At 65.1% G+C, this 21,530-nt stretch carries 21 protein-coding genes and 1 other RNA gene; 11 read left to right on the top strand and 11 right to left on the bottom strand.

Going from position 1 to position 21,530, the window contains the following annotated elements:
• Positions 1–34: 34 nt before the first annotated feature.
• Positions 35–622 carry a TetR/AcrR family transcriptional regulator gene (locus CAP37_RS09050; RefSeq protein ID WP_086124902.1) on the bottom strand — a complete coding sequence of 196 codons (588 nt, stop codon included), beginning with the start codon at positions 620–622 and terminating at the stop codon, positions 35–37.
• A 101-nt stretch (positions 623–723) separates the two neighbouring features.
• Here CAP37_RS09050 and CAP37_RS09055 point away from each other — a divergent pair, with 101 nt between their 5' ends.
• The 4 genes from CAP37_RS09055 to glp all read left to right on the top strand — a co-directional run bounded on the left by CAP37_RS09055 (position 724) and on the right by glp (position 4,647).
• Positions 724–1,554 (top strand): metal-dependent hydrolase, encoded by an 831-nt coding sequence (locus tag CAP37_RS09055; RefSeq protein WP_086123864.1) that lies wholly within the window; start codon positions 724–726, stop codon positions 1,552–1,554.
• 69 nt (positions 1,555–1,623) lie between these two features.
• Positions 1,624–2,739 carry a GTP 3',8-cyclase MoaA gene (gene moaA, locus CAP37_RS09060; protein ID WP_086123865.1) on the top strand — a complete coding sequence of 372 codons (1,116 nt, stop codon included), beginning with the start codon at positions 1,624–1,626 and terminating at the stop codon, positions 2,737–2,739.
• 10 nt (positions 2,740–2,749) lie between these two features.
• Positions 2,750–3,373 carry a molybdenum cofactor guanylyltransferase MobA gene (gene mobA, locus CAP37_RS09065; protein WP_086123866.1) on the top strand — a complete coding sequence of 208 codons (624 nt, stop codon included), beginning with the start codon at positions 2,750–2,752 and terminating at the stop codon, positions 3,371–3,373.
• Entirely contained in the window at positions 3,370–4,647 is a 1,278-nt protein-coding gene (gene glp / locus CAP37_RS09070) for a gephyrin-like molybdotransferase Glp (RefSeq protein WP_086123867.1), read from the top strand. Before mobA ends, glp begins: the two co-directional genes overlap by 4 nt.
• 43 nt (positions 4,648–4,690) lie before the next feature.
• Here the strand turns inward: glp and CAP37_RS09075 are convergent, their stop codons facing one another.
• The 4 genes from CAP37_RS09075 to CAP37_RS09090 form a co-directional block, all read right to left on the bottom strand.
• Positions 4,691–7,774: an efflux RND transporter permease subunit gene (locus CAP37_RS09075; RefSeq protein ID WP_086123868.1), complete on the bottom strand. Its 3,084-nt coding sequence runs from the start codon at positions 7,772–7,774 to the stop codon at positions 4,691–4,693.
• A gap of 24 nt (positions 7,775–7,798) precedes the next feature.
• Complete coding sequence (locus CAP37_RS09080; RefSeq protein ID WP_086123869.1) at positions 7,799–8,968, bottom strand: efflux RND transporter periplasmic adaptor subunit; 1,170 nt, start codon at positions 8,966–8,968, stop codon at positions 7,799–7,801.
• 134 nt (positions 8,969–9,102) lie between these two features.
• A complete protein-coding gene (gene rnhA, locus CAP37_RS09085; RefSeq protein WP_086123870.1) occupies positions 9,103–9,537 on the bottom strand; it encodes a ribonuclease HI in 435 nt (144 codons plus the stop codon).
• A 63-nt stretch (positions 9,538–9,600) separates the two neighbouring features.
• On the bottom strand, positions 9,601–10,404 hold the full coding sequence (locus CAP37_RS09090) for a class I SAM-dependent methyltransferase (RefSeq protein WP_086123871.1): 804 nt from the start codon (positions 10,402–10,404) through the stop codon (positions 9,601–9,603).
• A gap of 102 nt (positions 10,405–10,506) precedes the next feature.
• Here CAP37_RS09090 and gloB point away from each other — a divergent pair, with 102 nt between their 5' ends.
• From gloB to CAP37_RS09105, 3 genes are all read left to right on the top strand, one after another.
• The gene (gene gloB / locus CAP37_RS09095) at positions 10,507–11,277 is read left to right on the top strand and encodes a hydroxyacylglutathione hydrolase (RefSeq protein ID WP_086123872.1); all 771 of its coding nucleotides are present in this window, start codon (positions 10,507–10,509) and stop codon (positions 11,275–11,277) included.
• On the top strand, positions 11,277–12,869 hold the full coding sequence (locus tag CAP37_RS09100; protein ID WP_256926921.1) for a transglycosylase SLT domain-containing protein: 1,593 nt from the start codon (positions 11,277–11,279) through the stop codon (positions 12,867–12,869). Before gloB ends, CAP37_RS09100 begins: the two co-directional genes overlap by 1 nt.
• A gap of 159 nt (positions 12,870–13,028) precedes the next feature.
• The gene (locus tag CAP37_RS09105) at positions 13,029–13,406 is read left to right on the top strand and encodes a DUF4148 domain-containing protein (protein WP_179190174.1); all 378 of its coding nucleotides are present in this window, start codon (positions 13,029–13,031) and stop codon (positions 13,404–13,406) included.
• Positions 13,407–13,408: 2 nt separating this feature from the next.
• Here CAP37_RS09105 and CAP37_RS09110 read toward each other — a convergent pair whose 3' ends face one another.
• From CAP37_RS09110 to dnaX, 5 genes are all read right to left on the bottom strand, one after another.
• Entirely contained in the window at positions 13,409–14,476 is a 1,068-nt protein-coding gene (locus CAP37_RS09110; RefSeq protein WP_086123875.1) for an ABC transporter substrate-binding protein, read from the bottom strand.
• A 156-nt stretch (positions 14,477–14,632) separates the two neighbouring features.
• Complete coding sequence (locus CAP37_RS09115; protein ID WP_086124903.1) at positions 14,633–15,037, bottom strand: MAPEG family protein; 405 nt, start codon at positions 15,035–15,037, stop codon at positions 14,633–14,635.
• A gap of 34 nt (positions 15,038–15,071) precedes the next feature.
• Positions 15,072–15,665, bottom strand: coding sequence for a recombination mediator RecR (gene recR / locus CAP37_RS09120; protein ID WP_086123876.1), 594 nt, complete (start codon positions 15,663–15,665; stop codon positions 15,072–15,074).
• 31 nt (positions 15,666–15,696) lie between these two features.
• A complete protein-coding gene (locus CAP37_RS09125) occupies positions 15,697–16,029 on the bottom strand; it encodes a YbaB/EbfC family nucleoid-associated protein (protein WP_086123877.1) in 333 nt (110 codons plus the stop codon).
• Positions 16,030–16,068: 39 nt separating this feature from the next.
• Positions 16,069–17,907 carry a DNA polymerase III subunit gamma/tau gene (gene dnaX, locus CAP37_RS09130; RefSeq protein ID WP_086123878.1) on the bottom strand — a complete coding sequence of 613 codons (1,839 nt, stop codon included), beginning with the start codon at positions 17,905–17,907 and terminating at the stop codon, positions 16,069–16,071.
• 62 nt (positions 17,908–17,969) lie between these two features.
• Between dnaX and CAP37_RS09135 the strand changes: the two genes are divergently transcribed.
• The 4 genes from CAP37_RS09135 to CAP37_RS09150 all read left to right on the top strand — a co-directional run bounded on the left by CAP37_RS09135 (position 17,970) and on the right by CAP37_RS09150 (position 20,282).
• The gene (locus CAP37_RS09135; protein WP_086123879.1) at positions 17,970–19,097 is read left to right on the top strand and encodes an AIR synthase-related protein; all 1,128 of its coding nucleotides are present in this window, start codon (positions 17,970–17,972) and stop codon (positions 19,095–19,097) included.
• Between the two features lie 36 nt (positions 19,098–19,133).
• Positions 19,134–19,230: signal recognition particle sRNA small type (gene ffs, locus CAP37_RS09140), an RNA gene on the top strand.
• Between the two features lie 93 nt (positions 19,231–19,323).
• Positions 19,324–19,878, top strand: coding sequence for a DUF4410 domain-containing protein (locus CAP37_RS09145; RefSeq protein WP_143435916.1), 555 nt, complete (start codon positions 19,324–19,326; stop codon positions 19,876–19,878).
• Between the two features lie 50 nt (positions 19,879–19,928).
• Entirely contained in the window at positions 19,929–20,282 is a 354-nt protein-coding gene (locus CAP37_RS09150; protein WP_086123881.1) for a DOPA 4,5-dioxygenase family protein, read from the top strand.
• Here CAP37_RS09150 and CAP37_RS09155 read toward each other — a convergent pair.
• Positions 20,249–21,523: a TIGR03862 family flavoprotein gene (locus tag CAP37_RS09155; RefSeq protein WP_086123882.1), complete on the bottom strand. Its 1,275-nt coding sequence runs from the start codon at positions 21,521–21,523 to the stop codon at positions 20,249–20,251. The genes CAP37_RS09150 and CAP37_RS09155 overlap by 34 nt on opposite strands.
• Positions 21,524–21,530: the final 7 nt, after the last annotated feature.

Below are 21,530 nucleotides of genomic sequence, written 5' to 3' on the forward strand. Positions count from 1 at the left end.
GGAAACTGCGAACGGCCCGCTTCGGCGGGCCGTTTTACTTCCCGGCGCCCGCGAGCAGGCGAACCACCGCGCTGGCGCCTGGGGTCAGACGTTCGAGGTGGGCGGCTTCGCCGCGCTCGATGGCTTGCAACACAAGCTCCTGGATACCACCCACCGCCGCCATTGCCATGTCGGGCGTGAGCGCTGATGAGTCCTGAATGGTCTGAAGCATGAAGTCGGCCAGGGCCTGCATCACCTCGCGCCTCACCTCTGCGCCGGCCGCCCCAAGGTGGTGAATCTCGATGAACAGCATGCGAACCACCTGGGGCCCTGCCGCAAGATGCGCCAGGTAGGCCCCCAGTGCATGCTCCACCTGGTGCTGCCAGGGTTGCGTGGGGTCCACCGCCTCGCGCAGCGTGCGCAGCGCCGAGCCACTTGCCGCGCGGTAAAGCGCCAGAAAACAGTCGTCTTTGCCGGTGAAATGCTCATAGAAGGTGCGCTTGGAGACCCCGGCCTCGGCCACCACGGCGGCAATCGAGGCAGCGCCAAACCCCTGGCTGGACGCCACGTGAGCCATGGCTTCCAGCAGGCGGCTCCGGTGGTCGTTCTGCACGGCAGCGGCTGGCAATTCCAAGGTTTTCATGAGGCGCGATTTTAGGCCCTGGGTTGACATGCCGCCCAGCGCAAGGCACCATTCAGCCTTTGGTACCGCGTGGTACCAGCTCATATACCGACCGAGATGTCATGACCGAACTTGTCGTACGCAAACTTCTGATCGACCTCGAACAACCTGTGCAGCGCCACTGGTGCTCGGGCGACGCGTTCCTGACAGCGTGGTTCAACGCACTGTCCATGAGTTTCCCGGTGGGCGAACAGTTTTTTATTGATTCGGTGCGCAACGGCTTGAAAGCTCTGCCATCCGAGAAGCAATCTGCGCTGCGCGACGAGGTGCAGGGCTTCATTGGTCAGGAAGCCACACACCGTCGCATTCACGCCCTCTTCAATGGCCAGATCGAGAAGCATGGCCTCGTCAACGAATGGGCACCGCGAGCCGATCAGCGCATGAAGCTGCTGGAGGGCACCGACCCCCGTCACAGCCTGGCCATCACCGCCGCCAACGAGCATTTCACCGCCCTGTTTGCAGAATGGATGCTGTCCCACCACCAGGTGCTCGACGGCTGCGAACCCCGACTGAAGACACTCTGGCTCTGGCACAGTGCGGAAGAGGCGGAGCACAAGTGCACCGCGTTCGACTTGTACCAGGCGCTGGATGGCAGCCACACCTGGCGCGTGAAGTGGATGCGGCGCATCACCTTGGTGTTTCTCATGGACGCCGTGCGCCAAACCGTCAACAACCTGCAGCACGACGGCACGTTGTGGCGCTGGAGCACCTGGCGCAGCGCGGCGCGGCACATGTTTGGGCGCCAAGGCTTGCTGAGGACCTGCTACAAGCCCTGGCGCGCGTATTTCCGCGAAGACTTCCACCCCGCCCAGCAGAGCAGCGACCTGTCGGAAAACTGGCTGCGCGACAACCGCGCGCAGTTCACCCGCGTGGGCCAGCCAGAGGCTGCCTGACCGCTCAGCCCTTGTGGTGGCATGTCGGTTCGACATGCACCACCCAGTACCCTCGCCCATAATCGGCGCATGTCCGAACGCGTCATTCCCCTGATCGATCAGCGCCTGGTCACGCAAGCTGTCGCCATACCCTCGCAGCCCATCGCAGCCAGCGGGTTGCTGGGCGACTCGCTGGGCCGGCCGCTGCGCGACCTGCGCATCAGCGTGACCGACCGCTGCAACTTCCGGTGCAGCTACTGCATGCCCAAGGACATCTTCGACAAAGATTACCCTTACCTGCCGCACAGCTCGCTGCTCACGTTCGAGGAAATCACCCGCGTGGCGCGCCAGTTCGTGGCGCACGGGGTGCAGAAGATTCGTCTCACCGGTGGCGAGCCTTTGCTGCGCAAGAATCTGGAAATCCTCATCGAGCAGCTGGCGGCGCTTCGCACGGTCGAGGGTGAGCCACTGGACATCACCCTCACCACCAACGGCTCGTTGCTGGCCCGCAAGGCGGCCGCTCTCAAGGCGGCGGGGCTGCAGCGCGTCACGGTCAGTCTGGATGGCCTGGACGACGCTGTCTTCCGCGCGATGAACGATGTGGATTTTCCCGTGGCCGACGTGCTGCGAGGCATCGAGGCGGCGCAAGCCGCAGGACTCGGGCCGATCAAGGTCAACATGGTGGTCAAGCGCGGCACCAACGACCACGAAATTCTGCCCATGGCACGCCACTTCAAGGGCACCGGCATCGTGCTGCGCTTCATTGAGTACATGGACGTGGGCGCCACCAACGGATGGCGTATGGACGAGGTGCTGCCCAGCAGCGATGTGGTCCAGCGCATTCACCGGGAATTGCCGCTGGTGCAGCTGGACCCTTCTGCCCCAGGCGAGACCGCAGAGCGCTGGGGTTATGCGGACGGCTCCGGAGAAATTGGTGTGATCAGCAGCGTCACCCAGGCTTTCTGCAGCGACTGCAACCGCGCACGCCTTTCGACCGAAGGCCAGCTCTACCTGTGCCTTTTTGCCAGCCAGGGGCACGACCTGCGCCACCTGATCCGGGGCAACGCCACCGACGAACAACTGGCCAGCGCGATCGCCGCCATCTGGCAGGGACGCAGCGACCGCTACTCGGAACTGCGAGCGAGCCTGCCGCCCGATTCAACCCATCAAAAACGCCGAGTGGAAATGAGCTACATCGGCGGATGACCAGAACTTCATGATCAACTCCCAGGAAATCACCGGCATCGTGCTCGCGGGCGGGCGCGGCTCCCGCATGGGCGGGGTCGACAAAGGGCTGCAAAACTTCAACGGCACGCCGCTGGCGCTGCACGCCCTGCTGCGGCTTCAGACGCAGCAAGGCGGCCTGCTGAGCGAGCAGATGATCAATGCCAACCGCAACCTGGGCGCTTATGAAGCCTTCGGCGTGCCGGTCTGGCCCGACACGCTGACCGACTACGCTGGCCCGCTGGCCGGGTTCATGACCGGTCTGGAGCGCTGCGAGTCGCCCTACCTGCTCACCGCGCCTTGCGACACGCCGCTGTTCCCGCTGGATCTGGCCGAGCGGCTGGCTCAGGCGTTTGACGACGAGAGCACCGAGATTGCGATGGCCGCAGCGCTGGAGGAGGACGGTCAATTGCGCCCGCAGCCGGTGTTTTGCCTGATGCGCAGCGGGTTGCTGGAGAGCCTGGTGGCCTTCACCCAGGCGGGCGGGCGCAAGATCGACCACTGGACGGCCCAGCACCGCACCGTACTGGTGGCATTCGACAAACCCGGTGACGATCCGCGCGCCTTCTACAACGCCAACACCCTGGCCGAACTGCACGCGCTGGAAAGAGGATGAAGTCCATTGAGCAGATTGCGGCCGAACTGCAGGGCTACGACCCCAAATCTCTGAGCGCGGCCAGCGTCATCGACTTTCTTTCCCGACTGGTGGAGCCGGTCACGCAAATCGAAGACATCGGTGTTTTCGACGCCTTGGGCCGGGTGCTCGCAGAAGACGTGATCTCGCCGATCAGTGTGCCGCCCCACGACAACTCGGCCATGGACGGGTTTGCGCTGGCCGGCAGCCAGCTTCGCGCCGGCCAGCCCCTGCGCCTGCGCGTGGCGGGTACCGCCTTCGCCGGTAAGGCCTGGAGCGGCGAGTTGGGCGATGGCGACTGCGTGAAGATCATGACCGGCGCCATCATGCCCGAGGGACTCGACACGGTGGTTCCGCTGGAATTCGTGCGGGTGGACGGCGAGCACATTGAAATGCCCCCTGGCGTGGTGATGGCAGGCGACAACCGCCGCCTGCTGGGCGAAGACCTGCTGGAAGGCCAACCCGCGCTGAAACAGGGCCAGACGCTCGGCCCGGCCGCCCTCGGGCTCATCGCCAGCCTGGGCCTGCCCTCGGTGCGCGTGTTCCGCCGTGTGCGCGTGGCCTATTTTTCTACCGGCGACGAAATCCTGAGCCTGGGCGATGCGCCGCGCGAGGGCGCGGTGTACGACAGCAACCGCTACACCGTGTTCGGCCTGCTCACCCGCCTGGGCGTGGAGGTGATCGACATGGGCGTGGTGGGCGACCAACCCGCGCTGCTCGAAGCCGCGTTTCGTGATGCCGCCAGCTGCGCCGACGCCATCATCACCAGCGGCGGAGTGAGCATGGGCGAGGCCGACCACACCAAAGCCATGATGAAACAGCTGGGTGACGTGGCTTTCTGGCGCATTGCGATGCGACCGGGAAGGCCCATGGCAGTCGGACGCATTCAGGAGGGAGGCCGATCCTCGGTGCTGTTCGGACTGCCCGGCAACCCCGTGGCCGTGATGGTGACCTTTCTCGCCTTTGTGCGCCCTGCCCTGCAGCGGCTCATGGGTTGCACACCCAGCGAGCCCGTGCTGTTGCAGGCCCACAGCGAGGAAGCCCTGCGCAAGAAGCCTGGTCGCACCGAGTACCAGCGCGGCATCGTCACACGAGGCGCCAGTGGCGGCCTCAGCGTGCGCATCACCGGCAACCAGGGCTCAGGCGTGCTGAGTTCCATGGTTCAGGCCAACGGCCTCATCGTGCTGCACCATGAGCAGGGCAACGTGGCTCCGGGAGACCTCGTCGACGTGATGATGTTTGACGGCGTGGTTTAAAAGCCCCCACGCCCGGCTTGGGGTGGCCCTGCGCCGGATCGATCTACTTGGCGGGAATGGCGCCAGCAGGCTCTTCCCGAACTGGCTTCTCCGCCGGCTTGTGGGTCTTGCGGCGCGACAGCAGCGTGTACATGGTCGGCACCACGAAGATAGTGAGCAAGGTCCCCACCGACATGCCGCCCACGATCACCCAGCCAATCTGCTGACGACTTTCCGCACCCGCACCAGTGGCGAGGGCCAACGGCAATGCACCCAGCACCATCGCGCCCGTGGTCATCATGATCGGACGCAGGCGCAGGCCGGCCGCGCGCTTGACCGCCTCCACCTTCTCCACGCCCTGCTCGCGCAGCTGATTGGTGAACTCCACAATCAGGATGCCGTGCTTGGTGATCAAGCCCACCAGAGTGATCAACCCGATCTGGCTGAACACGTTCAGCGTGCCTCCCGTCAACTTCAGGGCCAGCAAGGCGCCGAGCATGGAGAGCGGCACCGACAGCATGATGATCAGCGGATCGATGAAGCTCTCGAACTGGGCCGAGAGAACCAGGTAAATAAACAGCAGCGAGAGCACGAACACCAGCGCCAGCGAGCCGGAGGAGTTGCGGAATTCGCGGCTCTGGCCGTTGAGGTCGGTGGCGTACCCGGCCGGCAGCACTTCTGCGGCGGTTTGCTCCATGAAGGTGAGCGCCTCGCCCAGCGAGTAGCTCGGCGCGATGTTGGCCGTGATCGACGCACTGCGGCGCTGGCCGAAGTGGTTCAGTTCGCGCGGAACCACCACCTCACGTGTGGTCACGAGTGAACCGAGCGGAATCATGGCGTCACCCCGACCGCGAACGAACAGGCGGTCGATGTCCTCCGGTGTGCTGCGGTTGGCCGAGACGGTCTGCACCACCACGTCGTATTGCTCGCCGTCGCGCTTGTAGCGGGTGACGATGCGCCCACCCAGCATGGTTTCCACCGTGCGCGCAATGTTGTCCACGCTCACACCCATATCGGCGGCGCGCTCACGGTCCACGTCCATGCGGATCTCGGGCTTGTTCAGGCGCAGGTCGGTATCCACCTGCACCAGGCCCGGGTTCTGCGCCATGCGGTCCTGGAACTGGCGCACCACGGTCGAAAGATTTTCGTAGGTGTCGCTGGTGACGATGATGAAGTTCACGGGGCGCTCGCGAAAGCCCTGGCCCAGCGAGGGCGGCGTGATGGGATACGCGCTGATGCCAGGCAGGGCGGCCATGCCCGGCGCCATCTTGCCGGCAATTTCCATGGTGGTGCGGTCGCGCTCCTCCCACGCCTTGCCACGCATCACCACACTGCCCTGTGCGACCGATGGGTTGCCCACCACCGTGAAAATGCGATCGAACTCGGGCTGCTCCATCGCCATCTTCTCGATCGCCTCGGCGTAGCGCCGCGTGTAGGCGAGCGTGGCGCCATCGGGGCCATTGATGTTGGCCAGCACAACCCCACGGTCTTCCATGGGCGCGAGCTCGGAGCGCGTGGTCTGCAGCAGCCACCAGCTGCCGGCGGCGCTGGCGAGCATGATGGCCACCACCAGCCAGCGGACATTCAGGGAGCGACCCAGCGTGCGGTCGTAAGCAGTGTTCACGCCCGTCAGCACCCGTTCCATGAAGCGGTCGAATCGGCTGGGCTTGTCCACGTGGCGCAGCAACTTGGAGCACATCATGGGCGAGAGCGTGAGCGCCACAAAACCCGACACCACCACGGCACCCGCCAGCGCCAGCGCGAATTCGGCGAACAGCCGGCCAGTGCGCCCGGGTGTGAAGGCCAGTGGCGCATACACAGCTGCGAGCGTGAGCGTCATGGCGACGATGGCAAAGCCGATTTCCCGCGCGCCCTTGATGGCTGCGTCAAACGGCTTCATGCCTTCTTCGATGTGCCGGTAGATGTTCTCCAGCATCACGATGGCGTCGTCCACCACCAGCCCGATGGCTAGCACCAGGGCCAGCAGCGTGAGCGTGTTGATGGAGAAGCCAAACAAGGCCATCAGCGCGAACGAGCCGATCAGGCTCACCGGGATGGTGATCAAGGGAATGACGGAAGCGCGCAGCGTGCGCAGGAACACAAAAATGACCAGTGCCACCAGCACCGCGGCTTCGGCGATGGTTGTGTACACCGCCTTGATGGAGCGGTCGATGAAGATGGAGTTGTCGTTGGCCACCTCGATGCTCACGCCGGGTGGCAATTCTTCCGTGATGCGCGGCAACATGACCTGCACCGCAGCGGAAAGCTCCAGCGGGTTCGCGGTGGCCTGGCGGATCACGCCGAGCGAGATCGCGTCGCGGCCGTTGTAGCGCACCGATGTGCGTTCATCCTGCGGTGCCTGCTCCACACGCGCCACATCGCTGATGCGCACGGTCTGCCCGTTGATGGTGCGAATGCCGATGGCGCGGAACTGCTCTGGCGTCTGCACGTCGGTGGCGGCTGTCACGTTGAACTCGCGAAGCGAGCTCTCGATACGGCCAGCCGGCACCTCCAGGTTGGAGCGGCGCAGCGCGTCTTCCACGTCCTGCACCGTCAGGCTGTACGCCGCCAGGCGATCCGGGTCGATCCAGATGCGCATGGAATAACGGCGCTCGCCCCAGACGCGCACGTCGGCAGCGCCGGGTGCCGTCTGCAGGCGGGGCTTGATCAGCCGATTGGCCAGGTCACTGAGCTCCAGCGGCGAGATGGTGTCGGAGTTCAGCGCCAGCCAGATCACGGGTGTGGCATCGGCCTCCACCTTCGCAATCGTCGGTTCGTCCACGTCGTCCGGCAGGCGCTGGCGCACGCGGCTGACCTTGTCGCGCACATCGGCAGCGGCGGAGTCGGGGTCGCGCTCCAGCTTGAAGCGCACCGTGATCTGGCTCTGCTCCTGGCGGCTGATGGAGGTGATGATGTCCACGCCCTCGATGCCCGCCAGCGAGTCTTCGAGCACCTTGGTGATCTGCGACTCAATGACTTCACTCGACGCTCCGGCAAAGCGCGTGGTCACCGTGACGGTGGGTTCGTCGATGCGCGGGTATTCGCGCACCGTGAGTCCGTTGAACGAGACAATGCCCACCAGCAGGATGAGCATGGACAGCACCGATGCAAAAACCGGGCGTCGAATCGATATTTCAGGCAGTTGCACAAGGACTCCTGAGCGGGTTCAAATTCACTGGGCGGGCTTTGCCGCGGCAGGGGCAGCTGCCTGACCCACGCGGGCCATGTCAACCACCTTCACCACGGTACCGTCGCGTTGCAGGCGTTGTTGTCCTGCCACCACCACGGTGGCCCCGAGCGACAAGCCCTTGACGACTTCGACGTCAGACCCACGGCGCACGCCGAGTTCCACCTCGACCCTTCGCGAGGTCAGTTTCTTCGCATCGCCCTGGCCCTGCTCCTCGACCACATAGACGAACTGTTTGCCCGCCTGAGGCACCATGGCCTCTTCGGGCACCACCAGGGCCTTGTCGTTCACCGAGAACACGATCAGCACGCGAGCAAACATCCCCGGCCGCAAGTCCACATTGGACGTTTTAGGCATGGCCGCGCGCACCGAGATGGAACGACCATTGGCGTCGAGCAGCGGGTCGACCGCCAGCACCTTGGCCTCGAAACTCTTGCCCGGTACGGCGTCAAGCTGCACCTGAACGCCTTGTCCAAGCGCAATGCGGCTCTGGTAGCGCTCGGGCAGGCGGAAGTCCACGCTGAGCTGGGACGTGTCTTCGAGGTTGACCATGTCGTCGCCCACACCCACGTACTGCCCGAGGTTGATGGTGCGAAGGCCCAGCGTGCCATCGAACGGAGCGGCAATGCGCATGCGCTGCATGCGCGCTTCGGCCAGCGCCACCTGGGCCTCGGCCACCTGAAGATTCGCCTGACTTTCTTCCACGACGCGTTGCGCCACAAAATTCTGGGCCACCAATTCCTGGTTGCGTTTGAGGTTTGCGCGTGCAATCGAAAGCTGGGCCTGCGCCTGGCTGAGTTCGGCACGCTGAAGGGTATCGTCCAGTTGCACCAGCAACTGTCCACGGCGCACCTGGGCGCCATCGGCGAAGGCGATGCGGGCCACGCGCCCGGCGGTCTCGGGCTTGATCGTGACGCTCTGGCGTGATTTGAGGGAACCAACGGCTTGCGCATCGTCCTGCAGAGGCATGGTCTTGACCCGTGCCACCTCTACGCTGGGAGGACCACCACCAGCGGCGGCGCGCCCAGCAGGAGCGGGACCCGTTGAGCCCTGGGCGGGTGCGCTGGCGGCCCGGTTCTGGAACCACCAGCCGGCGCCCGAAGCCAGGCCGATGCCGGCCACGGCCACCAATACATACAGCGCTCTGTTCGCCATGGATGAATCTGCCCGGGGAATGGGTCAACCGCACAGGGACGCGAGTTGACAAGTCAAAGAAACGAAATGTAGCAGTGGTGAGCGCCGCAAGAGCGCAGAAGTTCCGCTTCCCGACATTTCAGCCGGTACATATCTCACACGGGCACGCCCCGATTCGCCAGGGCATCGGCCCGCTCGTTGCCGGGGTCGCCGGCGTGGCCCCTGACCCAATGCCACTCGATCTGGTGCACGCCGCTGTGCACCAGGGCATCGAGTTTCTGCCAGAGCTCGGCGTTCTTCACCGGCTGCTTGGCGGCGGTGATCCAGCCCTTGCGCTTCCAGCCATGAATCCACTCCGTGATGCCCTTGCGCACGTACTGGCTGTCGAGGTAGAGCGAGACTCGGCACGGTCGCTTCAGCGCGGTAAGCGCCTCGATCACTGCGGTCAGTTCCATCCGGTTGTTGGTGGTGTTTCGCTCGCCGCCCCAGAGCTCCTTCTCGATACCTTCCGACTGGAGGTAGACCCCCCATCCGCCCGGTCCCGGATTGCCCTTGCAGGCGCCATCGGTGTAGATCACCACGTGGTTCAAAACTATTCCTTTTTGAGAACGTAAAGACAAAGTAAAGGTCGGCTGATCGGGCACAGCCCGGCATCAATGCCGATTGGCCACCGGCACTGGCGCCGCGGCCTTGGCCCGTCGCGGCTTCCAGGCGGGGCCCAGCACGCGCAGGCCGCGCACGCGTTTGACCGCCACGACAAAGTACACAGCGCCGAAGATGGGCCACCAGCGCGCGCCGGCTCTGTCGAGCCAGGCACTGCGTTGCAGCCATTTTTCCGTGCGCATGGCCGGGCGGTAGCAGCCGTACCGGTCCGACTCCAGCTCAAAGCTGAGCAAGCGCAGCCAGTCGCGCAAGCGCCAGGGGCCGATGAAATCGCCCGCGTCTGGCAGGTAGAGATCGGGGCCGCCTGCCGAATGCAAACCAACGCGCTCCCAGAACCGGCTTCGGCCCTGGCGAAAGCCCCACAGGCTGGCCGGGTTGAACCCCGAGATCACCACGCGGCCCTCGGGCACCAGCACGCGTTCCACCTCGCGCAGCACGTGGTGAGGATCGGCGCTGAATTCCAGCGTGTGGGGCAGCACCACCAGATCCAGGCTGGCCGGCGGGAACGGCAGTGCCGCCGCGTCCGTGACCAGGGCGACGCGTGGCTGGCCGGCGCCGGCGAGGCGCGTGGCCGACGGATCTGTCTCCAACGGCAGCACTTCGGGCAAAGCCAGCCAACGGTGCGGCATGCGGTTGTTGCGCAGGGCATCAAGCTCGGGCAGGCCGAGTTGCAAGGCGTTGAAGCCAAAGAGATCGGCCGCAGCCAGGTCGAACTGGGCCTGCTCCCAATCGAGCAGGTACCGGCCCGGCGCGGTGCCGAACCACTCGGTCAACCCTATAATTTTTGCGGTCATGGTTTGTAAAGCAGGGTGCGGCACCCGTGGGAAGTCTGCGACACTGCGGGACGCCTAAACGGCCAGCCCGCACTCTACACGCCCTCATCCCGATTTCGCTCCATGCACCTCACCCCGATCCCGGCCTTCAGCGACAACTACATCTGGGCCCTGCACGACCACGAGCAGGCCCTGGTGGTGGATCCGGGCGAGTCTGCAGGCGTGACCGAATGGTTGGCCAGGGAAGGGCTGAGACTCGACACCATACTTGTCACCCATCACCATCCGGATCACACGGGTGGCGTGGCAGCACTGCGCGACGCCACGGGCGCACGCGTGATCGGCCCGGCCCGCGAGCGCATGCCCGAACCGCTGAGGCGCGTGGTGGCGGGCGATAAAGTTCAGGCCCTGGGCTTGCGCTTCGAGGTGCTGGAAGTGCCAGGCCACACCGCTGGACACATTGCCTTCTACACACCCGAACTCGACGGCGCGCCCCTGCTGTTCTGTGGAGACACCTTGTTCTCGGGCGGCTGCGGCCGGCTGTTTGAAGGCACCCCGGCCCAGATGCTGGACTCGCTGAGCCGCCTGGCCGCGTTGCCCGATGCCACCCGGGTCTGCTGCACGCATGAGTACACCCTGTCGAACTTGCGCTTCGCGATGGCGGTAGAACCGCACAACGCAGATCTTGCCGCCTACCAGTTGCGCTGCCAGTCGCAACGCGCGCAGAACTTTCCCACACTGCCCAGCTCCATCGGCCTGGAAAAACGCATCAACCCATTCCTGCGCACCGACCAGGAAGAGGTGGTGCATGCCGCCCAGGCTCGAACGCCTGGCCAACCCGCCGACGCCGTGACGGTCTTCGCCACGCTTCGGGAATGGAAAAACGTTTTCTGATGACCCTCCTCTCGCTACCCGAACATTCCCGCCGCTGGCTCACGACCGCCGGCACTGCGCTGGTCCTGCTGATCTCCGGCTGTGCCACCACCCTGCCACCAGAGCCCACCGCCCCGACCCCGCCCCAGGCAGCCACAGTTACCCCACCCAAGAGCCTGCCCTCTTACCGCCTGCCCAGCGACATCCCGCTCAGCGCCATCGGCACATCCGACACCAGTGCGCATGGCGTGGCCAGCCTGGATGCCCCCTCCGACCTCTGGGACCGCATCCGCCGCGGCTTCGCCATGCCCGATCTCCAGGGCGAACTGGTGCGTGATCGCGAGCAGTGGTATGCCACCCGGCCCGACTACATCCAGCGCATGACCGAGCGCTCCAGCCGCTACCTGTTCCACATCGTCGAAGAGATCGAGCGCCGCAACATGCCCATGGAACTGGCGCTGCTGCCTTTCATCGAGAGCGCGTTCAACCCGCAGGCGGTCTCCAGTGCCCGAGCCGCTGGCATGTGGCAGTTCATGCCGGCAACAGGTGAATCCTTCGATCTGCGGCAGAACGTGTTTCGCGACGACCGGCGCGATGTGCTGGCGTCGACCCGCGCAGCGCTGGACTACCTGCAGCAGCTTCACGGCCGCTTCGGCGACTGGCACCTCGCACTGGCCGCCTACAACTGGGGCCAGGGCAATGTGAACCGCGCCATCACCCGCAACCAGCGCCTGGGCATGCCCACCAGCTACACCGATCTCACCATGCCGGCCGAGACTCGCCAGTACGTGCCCAAACTCCAGGCTGTGAAGAACATCATTGCGCGGCCGGAGGCCTACAACGCCACGCTGCCCCTCATTGGAAACCACCCGTTCTTCGACACCGTCACGCTCCAGCGCGACATGGACGTGGCCGTCATCTCGCGCCTTGCCGGCATCAGCGAAGCGGACTTCCGCGTGCTCAACCCGTCGCTCAAGCAACCCATGGTCATGGCAGCTGGCACGCCCAACATCCTGCTGCCCTGGGACAACGCGGTGATCTTCGAGGACAACCTGAGCAAACACACCGGCCCGCTGGCGAGCTGGACGGCCTGGGTGGTCCCGACCACGATGTCGGTGGCACAAGCCGCTTCGCGCGTGGGCATGAGCGAATCCGAACTGCGCAGCGTCAACAACATACCGCCGCGCATGCAGGTGCGCGCCGGCTCCAGCCTGCTGGTGCCGCGCACCGACAAACGAAATGGTGATGTGCCAGGCCACGTCGCTGACAACGCCCAACTGAGCCTGCAGCCTGAAGTGACCCTGGCGCGCACCACCGTGCGAGCGCGTCAGGGTGAAAACCTCGCTCGCCTGGCTCGGCGCTACGGCGTGAGCCCGGTGAGCGTGGCGGACTGGAACAAGCTTGCGGTCAATGCGCCTCTCAAGGCCGGTCAGCGCATCACTTTGCTGCTGCCCAAGCGCGCAACCATGGCCAGCAGCGCCAGGAAGCCGGTCAAGAACACTGCAAGTGCCAGCAAGCGCAAGACCACCACGGCGGCCATCCGCAAGCCGGTGAAAGCCAAAGCCGCCAGCGCGTCGAGCAAAACGCGCGTGGCGACCACGATCAAAAAGTAGCGTTCAAAGCCTCGGCCCTGAGGCTGGAAGCGCGGTCTTCAAGCGCCGCATTGTTGCGGATGTTGCAATGCCGCATGCTGGCCCAGGTGATTTTTCTTCTGCGGTTTGAAGTTCAAACTTCTTCCCATGCACTCTCGCATGAACCTCTGGAGAAATCACATGAACCGCAAGTCCACCATCGCCGCCCTCATCGCCATCGCCGCCACCACGGGCAGCGCATTTGCAGGCACTTCGCTCGCCGGCGACATCAGCATCGACGACACCGCCTTCACGTCCACCCGCACCCGCGCTGAAGTTCAGGCGGAACTTGCGCAGTTCAAGGCGGCTGGCGTGAACCCCTGGTCCACCTCGTACAACCCCCTGCGCGACTTCCGCAGCGAGAAGACGCGCGAGCAGGTGACCGCCGAATACCAGGCCTCGCGCGACAGCGTGGCCGCCAACACCAGCGAAGACAGTGGCTCGGCATTTGCCGCTGCGAACAAGAGCACCGAAGCTACGCCGCGTTTCGCCGTCGGCGCCACCCCGAACCTGCGCTGATCTCAGGCCCGAAAGCGGGCCTTGGCCTTGCGCGCGAAATCGTTGGTGAAGGTGCGGGCCAGGTCGACCCGTTGAACAGAGCCCGCATCTTCAAACAGCGCCAGCATGCGCGCGGCCGTCGCTGGACCCGCGTCGGGCATGAGACCGTCGACCGTCCAGGCCTCGCGCACACGCGTGAATGCGGCCAGATACAGCGCGCGGTCGCCCTGAAAATGCCGCTCGGGCACGGCCTTGATGAGGTCTGACGGTCCTGCCGTCTGCAGCCACTTCAAGGCGTGCACCATGGCGTCGGCCATACCCTGGCTGGCCCGAGGGTACTGCGCCAGGAAATCCACCGGAGCGCAGAGGCAGCCCGATGGCATGGGCCCACCAAACACATCAGCGGTGCCGCGCGTGCTGCGCGTGTCCACCACCACTCGCAGCTCGCCGCCCTGCTCCAGCTCGGTCACCGTGGGGTCGTTGTAGCTGATGGCATCGAGTTGCCCGCGCCGGAAAGCCTGCAAGGCCAGCACGGGCGAAGGCTGGGCAACGTAATGCACTTCGCCGGGACGCAGGCCCGCTTTGCCAAGCACCATGCTCGCCACGCGGTGAGATGAAGATCCATCGGACACCACGCCCACGCGTCGTCCTCGCAGATCGCTGAGCTGGCGGTAGTGCCCCATGGTCTTGAGCGAGACGCCCAGCACGATCTGTGGCGCTCGACCCTGCAACACGAAAGACTGGAAATTCTGGCCTCTGGCCTGCAGGCTGATGGTGCTGCTGTAAGGCGCCGAGAGCACATGCGCGGTGCCCGTTTGCACGGCCTGCGCAGCCAGTGCGGCATCGGCGAACTCGCGCACCTCGACATCAAGCCCCTCTTGCGCGAAGTAGCCCAGACGATCTGCGATGGTCAGGGGCAGATAGCAGAAAGAGGACCGCTCGTAGGCCGCGATCACAAGGCGAGGCGCGCGCGGCGGGGCACCCGGTGAAGCTGCAGCTGGTGCCGGGGCGGTCTGGGCATGCAAGGGCGGCAACGCCGCTGCAACCACGCCCAGCGCACAGACCCGACCCCACTGACGGCGACTCCACATGACCCGGTTTTCCTCTCTTGACTCGCAATTCTTGGTGATGCTTGAGCCTAGGGGCGATGGCCTGAAGCCGCATCGGGACCAATCCCGAGCGGGTTTGTACCGAGCGCAATTGCAAGCTGATGTAACGAGTGCGTCCGCGGGACGCACCGCGCGGCGTCAGGTGAACAGGATCGCGATGTTCACCGCCAGCGCCGCTGTCCAGAGCAAGCTGCGCGCAGTCGCCATGTCGGCTACATACATCGCGATGTAGAGGAGCCGCAGCACCACGAACACGAAGGCCAGCACATCGATGCGGATCTGCGTGCCCCCGAGCTGGTGGGCAATGATCACGGCACCAATGAAGAAAGGCAGCGCCTCGAAGCTGTTGGCCTGAGCCGCGTTGGCACGGGCGCGCCAGTCGGTCTGACGCGCCATCCAGGCACGCGGGTTGTGGTTGTCGTAGCCGCCCTCTTTTCGCGACTTGCCAAAGGAGCCGGACTTGGCGAGCCAGCCGCAAGCCAGCGGCAACAGCGCCGCCACCAACACCGCCCAATACGCCACTGTCAATCCCGCGAGCTTCATGAAAGGCTTCTTTCCGTCAAGAAAAAGGCGCTGATCAGCGCCGGTCAACCAGGGCGTGGGCAATGGTGCCGAGGTCCACATACTCGAGCTCGCTGCCGACTGGCACACCGCGTGCCAGCCGCGTGACCTGCACACCACGCCCCTTGAGCGCCTGCGCGATCACGTGCGCGGTGGTTTCACCTTCGGCGGTGAAGTTGGTGGCCAGGATTACTTCGTGCAATCCGGCTTCGGCACTGATGCGGTCGAATAGTTTCTGCAAGCCAATGTCGCGCGGCCCCACGCCATCGAGCGGGCTGAGCTTGCCCATGAGCACGAAATACAGGCCCTTGTAGGCGCCGGTGCGCTCCATGGCCGCCTGGTCGGCCGGCGTTTCCACCACACACAGCTGGCTCAGATCGCGCCTCGGATCGCTGCAGGTGGGACAGAGGTCGTTTTCCGTGAACGTGTGGCAGAGCGAGCAATGCTTGATCGAGGCCGTGGCCTGCTCCAGCGCACGCGCCAGTTGCACCGCGCCTTCGCGGTCGTGCTGCAGCAGGTGAAACGCCATGCGCTGTGCCGACTTCACGCCCACGCCTGGCAGCCGCCGCAGCGACTGGATCAGCAGTTCCAGCGAGTGGTTGTCGGCCATGAAGGTCTTGGAGGGTGGAGCGCCAGGGTGTTCAGAAGGGGAACTTCATGCCGCCGGGCAGACCCGGCATGCCGGCGGTGATCTTGCCCATCTTTTCGGCCGAAGTTTCCTCGGCCTTGCGCACGGCGGCGTTGAAGGCTGCGGCCACCAGGTCTTCCAGCATGTCCTTGTCATCGGCCAGCAAACTGGGGGCGATCGTCACGCGTTTTACGTCGTGCTTGCAGGTCATCAACACCTTCACCAGGCCGGCACCAGACTCTCCGGTGACCTCGATGTTGGCGAGTTCGTCCTGCGCCTTCTTCATGTTGTCCTGCATGGCCTGCGCCTGCTTCATGAGGCCGGCGAGTTGTCCTTTGTTGAACATGGATTTCCTTGTTGTCTGAATGGAAGAAATTGAAGTGGCTCAGACGCTGGTGGCCTTGATCGAGCCTGGCACGATTTTGCCGCCAAAGTCGCGCATCATCGATTGCACGAAAGGATCGCCCAGGATCAGGGCTTCAGCTTGCTGCTGGCGCTGCTGGGCGGCGAAGGCCAGACGCCGTGCAGGCGAATCGGTAACGCTGCCGATCTCCACCACCAGGCGTACTTCGTGGCCAAGAGTCTGCAGCGCGGCGGCGAGCCGATCGCGCGCATTGCCCTGATTGAGCGAGCTTCGTTCCACCCGCAGCATCCACTGACCGGCATCGCGTGCCACCAGCTGGGATTGCAGCCCCAGTTCGCGCACCAGTGCGGTGATCGCCTCGGCACGAGCGAGCTGCATGACAGCATCGAACCAGAAATCGCCCTCTTCGCTGCCACCCATTGCGGCCACAGGCTCAGGCGCGCGTGGCTGCGGCTGGTCGAGGCGGCCAGGCTCGCCCGCATCTCGCACGGGAATGGCCAGAACGCGACCGGGCGCGGGCTCGGCTTCTTCCCACGGGGGACCCTCGTCCTCAGGCCAGGGTGGCTCTTCGTTGGTCTCCGCAGCAGGTGGCGGTGCGGCCGAAGCCAATACGGGGGCCGGCGCCACCACCGGGGCGAGTGCGGGCAGCGGCGGGCTTGCAGGTGGACTTGAAGTCGGATTTGCTGAGGGACTTGCTGAAGGACTGGCAGGCCTCGGCTCAGCCGTTTTCAGTGTTTTTTTTTCTACCGCGCCCGCAGGCTTGAACGCCAGCAAGCGCAACAGCACCATGGTGAGCGCGGCGTACTCGTCGGGCGCCAGGCCGAGTTCGCCCCGGCCGTGCAGGCACAGGCTGTAGAGCAATTGCGTCTCGTCGGCCGGCAGGGTTTGCGAGAGTTGAGCGATCTGGGCTTCATCAGGGTCGTCCTGCCCCTCAGTTTGCGCATGACCGGGCACCGCCTGCAGCACCGCCATCCGCTGCAGCACACCCGTCATTTCCTCCAGCGTAGAAGCGGCGCTCAGGCCGTTCAGACGCAACGCATCGACCGTCTCCACCACCTGCGCTCCATCGCTGCGTGAAAGCGCATCGATCAGCCGCAGCACATACGAACGATCCACCGCACCGAGCATCTGCCGCACGGTGGCTTCCTGCAGCTGGCCGCCACCAAAGGCGATGGCCTGGTCGGTGAGCGAGAGCGCATCGCGCATGGAGCCGCGAGCGGCACGCGAAATAAGGCGCAGCGACTGCACATCGGCACTCACCTGCTCAGCCTGCAAGACCTGCTGCAGATGCTCCAGCACGGTCTCGGGCGCCATGGGGCGCAGGTTGAACTGCAGGCAGCGCGAGAGCACCGTCACCGGCACCTTCTGCGGATCGGTGGTGGCCAGCACGAACTTCAGGTACTCGGGGGGTTCTTCCAGCGTTTTCAACATGGCGTTGAACGCCGTGTTGGTCAGCATGTGAACCTCGTCGATCATGAAGACCTTGAACCGGCCCTGCACCGGCTTGTACACCGCCTGCTCCAGCAGCGCCTGCACCTCGTCCACACCGCGATTGGAGGCGGCATCGAGCTCGGTGTAGTCGACGAAACGACCGCTGTCGATGTCGGTGCAGGCCTGGCACACGCCACACGGTTCAGCGGTGATGCCGCCCTGCCCGTCGGGCCCCAGGCAGTTGAGCGACTTGGCCAGAATGCGAGAGACGGTGGTCTTGCCCACGCCCCGCGTGCCGGTGAACAGGTAGGCGTGGTGCAGACGCTGGGTCGTGAGGGCGTTCGAGAGGGCCTGCACCACGTGCGCCTGGCCCACCATTTCGGCAAAGGTCTTGGGGCGGTACTTGCGGGCGAGCACGAGGTAGGACATTCCCCGCATTCTACGGGCGCCCCCTCGGCGGGCCGGCCCGCCGATCCCGGATAATCCCCGCCATGTCTTCCCCCACATCCCCCGCCGCCACCGACACGCTGAGCTATGAACAAGCCGGCGTCAACTACGACCTGATCGACCCGCTGAAAGTGGCTGCGCAACGCGCTGCCGCCGCCACCGGCGCCCACCTCGGCGCGCACGGTTTCAGTGAAATTGCCGCCTCGCGCGGTGAATCGGCGTACGTGGTCGACGTGGGCCCGTTCTACCTGGCCAGCATCGTCGAATGCCTGGGTAGCAAAGCCCTGGTGGCCGACGAAATGGCGCGCCTGACCGGCAAGAGTTACTACGAAGGCATCGCGCAAGACACCATTGCCATGGCGATCAACGACCTCATCACCGTAGGCGCCACGCCCCTGGTGGTGCAGGCCTACTGGGCCGCTGGCGGGAGCGACTGGTTTGGCGACGCCACGCGCGCCCAGGCCCTCGTGGCCGGCTGGAAAAAGGCCTGCGACATCTGCGGCGTGGCCTGGGGCGGTGGCGAGACGCCGGCCCTGGCCGGCATCGTCGAAGCCGGCCGCATCGATCTCGCTGCCTCGTGCACCGGCCTCATCAACCCCAAGGAACGCCTTTCTGTGGGCGATCGCCTTGGCGCGGGCGACGCCATCGTGCTGCTCGCCTCCAGCGGCATCCACGCCAACGGCCTGAGCCTGGCGCGCAAGCTGGCCGAACGCCTGCCGCAGGGCTACCTCACCGAACTCAGCCCTGGCCTGAGTTTTGGCGAGGCGCTGCTCGCGCCCACCGTGCTGTATTCCCCGGTTACCGAAGCGCTCTACCGCGCCGGCATCACGCCGCATTACTGCGCCAACATCACCGGGCACGGCTGGCGCAAGCTGCTGCGCCACCCCGCCGAACTCACCTACCGCATCACCCAGGTGCCCGAAGTCACCCCGGTGCTCAAGTTCATCCAGCAGCACGCGAAGCAGGACGACCGCGAGGCCTACAGCACGCTCAACATGGGCGCAGGTTTCGCCATTTTCGTGCCGGCCGACCAGGCGGAGCGCACCGTGGAAGTGGCCAAGGCCCAAGGCGTGCATGCGCTGGTGGCAGGCCGGGTTGAAGCCGGCGCCAAGCAACTGATCATCGAGCCGCTGTCCATCACCTTTGGCAACGAAGATTTGCAACTGCGCTGAAAGCATCGCCAGGGCCCGTCGCCTACAATAGTCCCCGACGGGCCTTCCCGCATGGTGAAGCGGCCAACCGGGTCAGGTGGGGAACCAAGCAGCCCTAACTGTGAATCCAGTGCCGGGGTAGAGGCTCGTCACCCCTTTTTTTTGATGCCCCATCGCGCAGCGAAGGTGAATCCTGCTGCGCTCGGAATCTCTCCCCACGCCTCATCTCTACCCCAAGACTTGCTCCATGACCCGTTGCCTGACCGCCCTCGCCTTCGTTGGTGCCCTCGTCTTGAGCGGCTGCGCCGCTACCGTCAGCAAGCCCCCCGCCAGCACGGACGCACAATCCAGTGGGCCAGCCATGGTTGCGCCGTCGGTGCCCACCACCCGGGTGGCAGTGCTCATTCAAGGTGCGCCGGGCATTCAGACATCCAACGACTGGCACACCTTTCGCGCTGAATGGCGCACTGCCTTCGAGGCATCGGCAGCTTCGGCGGGCCTCGCGTTCGCCTACTTCGAATCAGAGCCGCCAACACAGCCGGCTGGCACGACGCTGGTGCGGATCACGGTCAAAGACTACCGTTACCTGACCTCAGGCGCCCGATATGGCTTTGGCATCCTGACCGGCAACGCGTTCATTGACGCGTCCGCGGAATTTGTCGAACTGCCTTCCAAGCGCCGCCTGGGTGCGGGGCAGTACGCCACCAGTTCCAGCGCCTGGCAGGGCATTTTCTCGGCCATGACCGACAAACAGGTGGCCGCTCTCTCCAACGAGATCGTGCAGGACATCCGACGCAAGTGATTCCCATCGGCATGTGGCACACAGCCGCATGCTTGCTGGCATGATGAGCCATGTCTGTGCGCGATCCCTCTTCCATCACCAGCTGGCACGCCCATGTGTACTTCGGAGCAGACACGCGTGACGCCGCCTGGGCCTTGCGCGAAGTCATCACCACCGAGCTCGGGGCGCGCGTGCAGGTTGGGCGATTCCATGAAAAGCCGGTCGGCCCACATCCCGCGTGGACGTTTCAGGTGGCCTTCGACGCCTCGGAGTTTGCCTTCGTTGCCGGCTGGCTCACGCTCAACCACGGCGCGCTGGATGTGCTCATCCACCCCAACACGGGTGATGCGCTGAGCGACCACCGGGACGGCGCGCTCTGGCTGGGCAAGTCCTATTCGCTGATTCTGGAAGCGCTGGTCGACTGAATTGCCGCGCGCAGGTGGGCCACCACGCCCTTGCCCGCTCGCACTCCACTGGCCAGGCAGGCCGTGAGCAGATAGCCGCCGGTGGGCGCTTCCCAGTCCAGCATTTCCCCAGCGCAGAACAGGCCGGGACGCGCTCGCGCCATGAGCGAGTCGTCCAGCGCGCTCCACACCACACCGCCTGCGCTGCTGATGGCTTCATCGATGGGACGTGGGCGCACCAGTGTGATGGGCAGAGCCTTCAGTAACACCGCCAGCCGTGCTGGATCGTGCAGCGTGGCCTTGTCCACCCGCTCGTTGACGATCGCCATCTTGATGCCCTCCAGAGCGAGCCGACTTTTGAGGTGGCTGGAGAGGCTTCGCGAGCCGCGCGGGTGCGACACCTGGGCCAGCACCTGATCAGCACTTCGGTCGGGCAGCAGGTCGAGTTCAAAGGTGGCTCGCCCTGTGCGTTCGATCTCGTCGCGCAGCAGGCTGGACGCGGCGTAGATCAGGCTGCCTTCAACACCGGTAGCCGTCGCCACGAACTCGCCCTTGCGCAGGAATACATGTCCCGCGGCATCGACGACGTGAATGGCGACGGACTTGAAGGGTTGGCCCGCAAACCGCTCGACGAAGTAAGGGGACCAGCCATTGACCACATCAAAGCCGCAGTTGCTCGGCCGCAGCGGCGCCACGTCGATGCCGGCGGTCTGAAGCTGGTGCACCCAGGCGCCATCAGAGCCCAGACGAGCCCAGCTTGCACCGCCCAGCGCCAGCACGGTCGCCCGGGCATGGACGCGCAAGCCACCCTGGAGGGTTTCAAAGTGGAGCCTGCCACCGGCATCCCAGCCCTTCCAGCGGTGGCGCATGTGAAAGCTCACGGGCACACCGCCGTCTGATGGATGACGGAGGCGATGCAGCCAGGCGCGCAGCAGGGGTGCGGCCTTCATGTCGGTGGGAAACACGCGCTGCGAACTGCCCACGAAGGTGTCGCTGCCCAACCCCGCAGCCCATCCGCGCACCGCCTGCGGACCGAATACCTCGAGCAGCGGGCGCAGGCGCTCTGCCTCGGCACCATAGCGGCCCACAAATGCACCAAAAGATTCGGCGTGTGTGAGGTTCATGCCGCCCTTGCCAGCCAGCAGGAACTTGCGCCCCACCGAGGGCATGGCGTCAAACAGATGCACAACCAGACCGGCGCGGGACATCACCTCGGCGGCCATGAGGCCTGCAGGCCCACCGCCCACAACGGCCACATCCATGTTTATT

The sequence above is a fragment of the Hydrogenophaga sp. IBVHS1 genome, from assembly GCF_002127265.1.
Taxonomy (GTDB): domain Bacteria; phylum Pseudomonadota; class Gammaproteobacteria; order Burkholderiales; family Burkholderiaceae_C; genus Hydrogenophaga.

Coding starts and splice junctions, on each gene's coding strand:
- CAP37_RS09050 (WP_086124902.1), bottom strand. CDS start 622: ATGAAAACCTTGGAATTGCCAGCCGCTGCCGTGCAGAACGACCACCGG.
- CAP37_RS09055 (WP_086123864.1), top strand. CDS start 724: ATGACCGAACTTGTCGTACGCAAACTTCTGATCGACCTCGAACAACCT.
- moaA (WP_086123865.1), top strand. CDS start 1,624: ATGTCCGAACGCGTCATTCCCCTGATCGATCAGCGCCTGGTCACGCAA.
- mobA (WP_086123866.1), top strand. CDS start 2,750: ATGATCAACTCCCAGGAAATCACCGGCATCGTGCTCGCGGGCGGGCGC.
- glp (WP_086123867.1), top strand. CDS start 3,370: ATGAAGTCCATTGAGCAGATTGCGGCCGAACTGCAGGGCTACGACCCC.
- CAP37_RS09080 (WP_086123869.1), bottom strand. CDS start 8,968: ATGGCGAACAGAGCGCTGTATGTATTGGTGGCCGTGGCCGGCATCGGC.
- CAP37_RS09090 (WP_086123871.1), bottom strand. CDS start 10,404: ATGACCGCAAAAATTATAGGGTTGACCGAGTGGTTCGGCACCGCGCCG.
- gloB (WP_086123872.1), top strand. CDS start 10,507: ATGCACCTCACCCCGATCCCGGCCTTCAGCGACAACTACATCTGGGCC.
- CAP37_RS09100 (WP_256926921.1), top strand. CDS start 11,277: ATGACCCTCCTCTCGCTACCCGAACATTCCCGCCGCTGGCTCACGACC.
- CAP37_RS09105 (WP_179190174.1), top strand. CDS start 13,029: ATGAACCGCAAGTCCACCATCGCCGCCCTCATCGCCATCGCCGCCACC.
- CAP37_RS09110 (WP_086123875.1), bottom strand. CDS start 14,476: ATGTGGAGTCGCCGTCAGTGGGGTCGGGTCTGTGCGCTGGGCGTGGTT.
- CAP37_RS09115 (WP_086124903.1), bottom strand. CDS start 15,037: ATGAAGCTCGCGGGATTGACAGTGGCGTATTGGGCGGTGTTGGTGGCG.
- recR (WP_086123876.1), bottom strand. CDS start 15,665: ATGGCCGACAACCACTCGCTGGAACTGCTGATCCAGTCGCTGCGGCGG.
- CAP37_RS09125 (WP_086123877.1), bottom strand. CDS start 16,029: ATGTTCAACAAAGGACAACTCGCCGGCCTCATGAAGCAGGCGCAGGCC.
- dnaX (WP_086123878.1), bottom strand. CDS start 17,907: ATGTCCTACCTCGTGCTCGCCCGCAAGTACCGCCCCAAGACCTTTGCC.
- CAP37_RS09135 (WP_086123879.1), top strand. CDS start 17,970: ATGTCTTCCCCCACATCCCCCGCCGCCACCGACACGCTGAGCTATGAA.
- CAP37_RS09145 (WP_143435916.1), top strand. CDS start 19,324: ATGACCCGTTGCCTGACCGCCCTCGCCTTCGTTGGTGCCCTCGTCTTG.
- CAP37_RS09150 (WP_086123881.1), top strand. CDS start 19,929: ATGTCTGTGCGCGATCCCTCTTCCATCACCAGCTGGCACGCCCATGTG.
- CAP37_RS09155 (WP_086123882.1), bottom strand. CDS start 21,523: ATGGATGTGGCCGTTGTGGGCGGTGGGCCTGCAGGCCTCATGGCCGCC.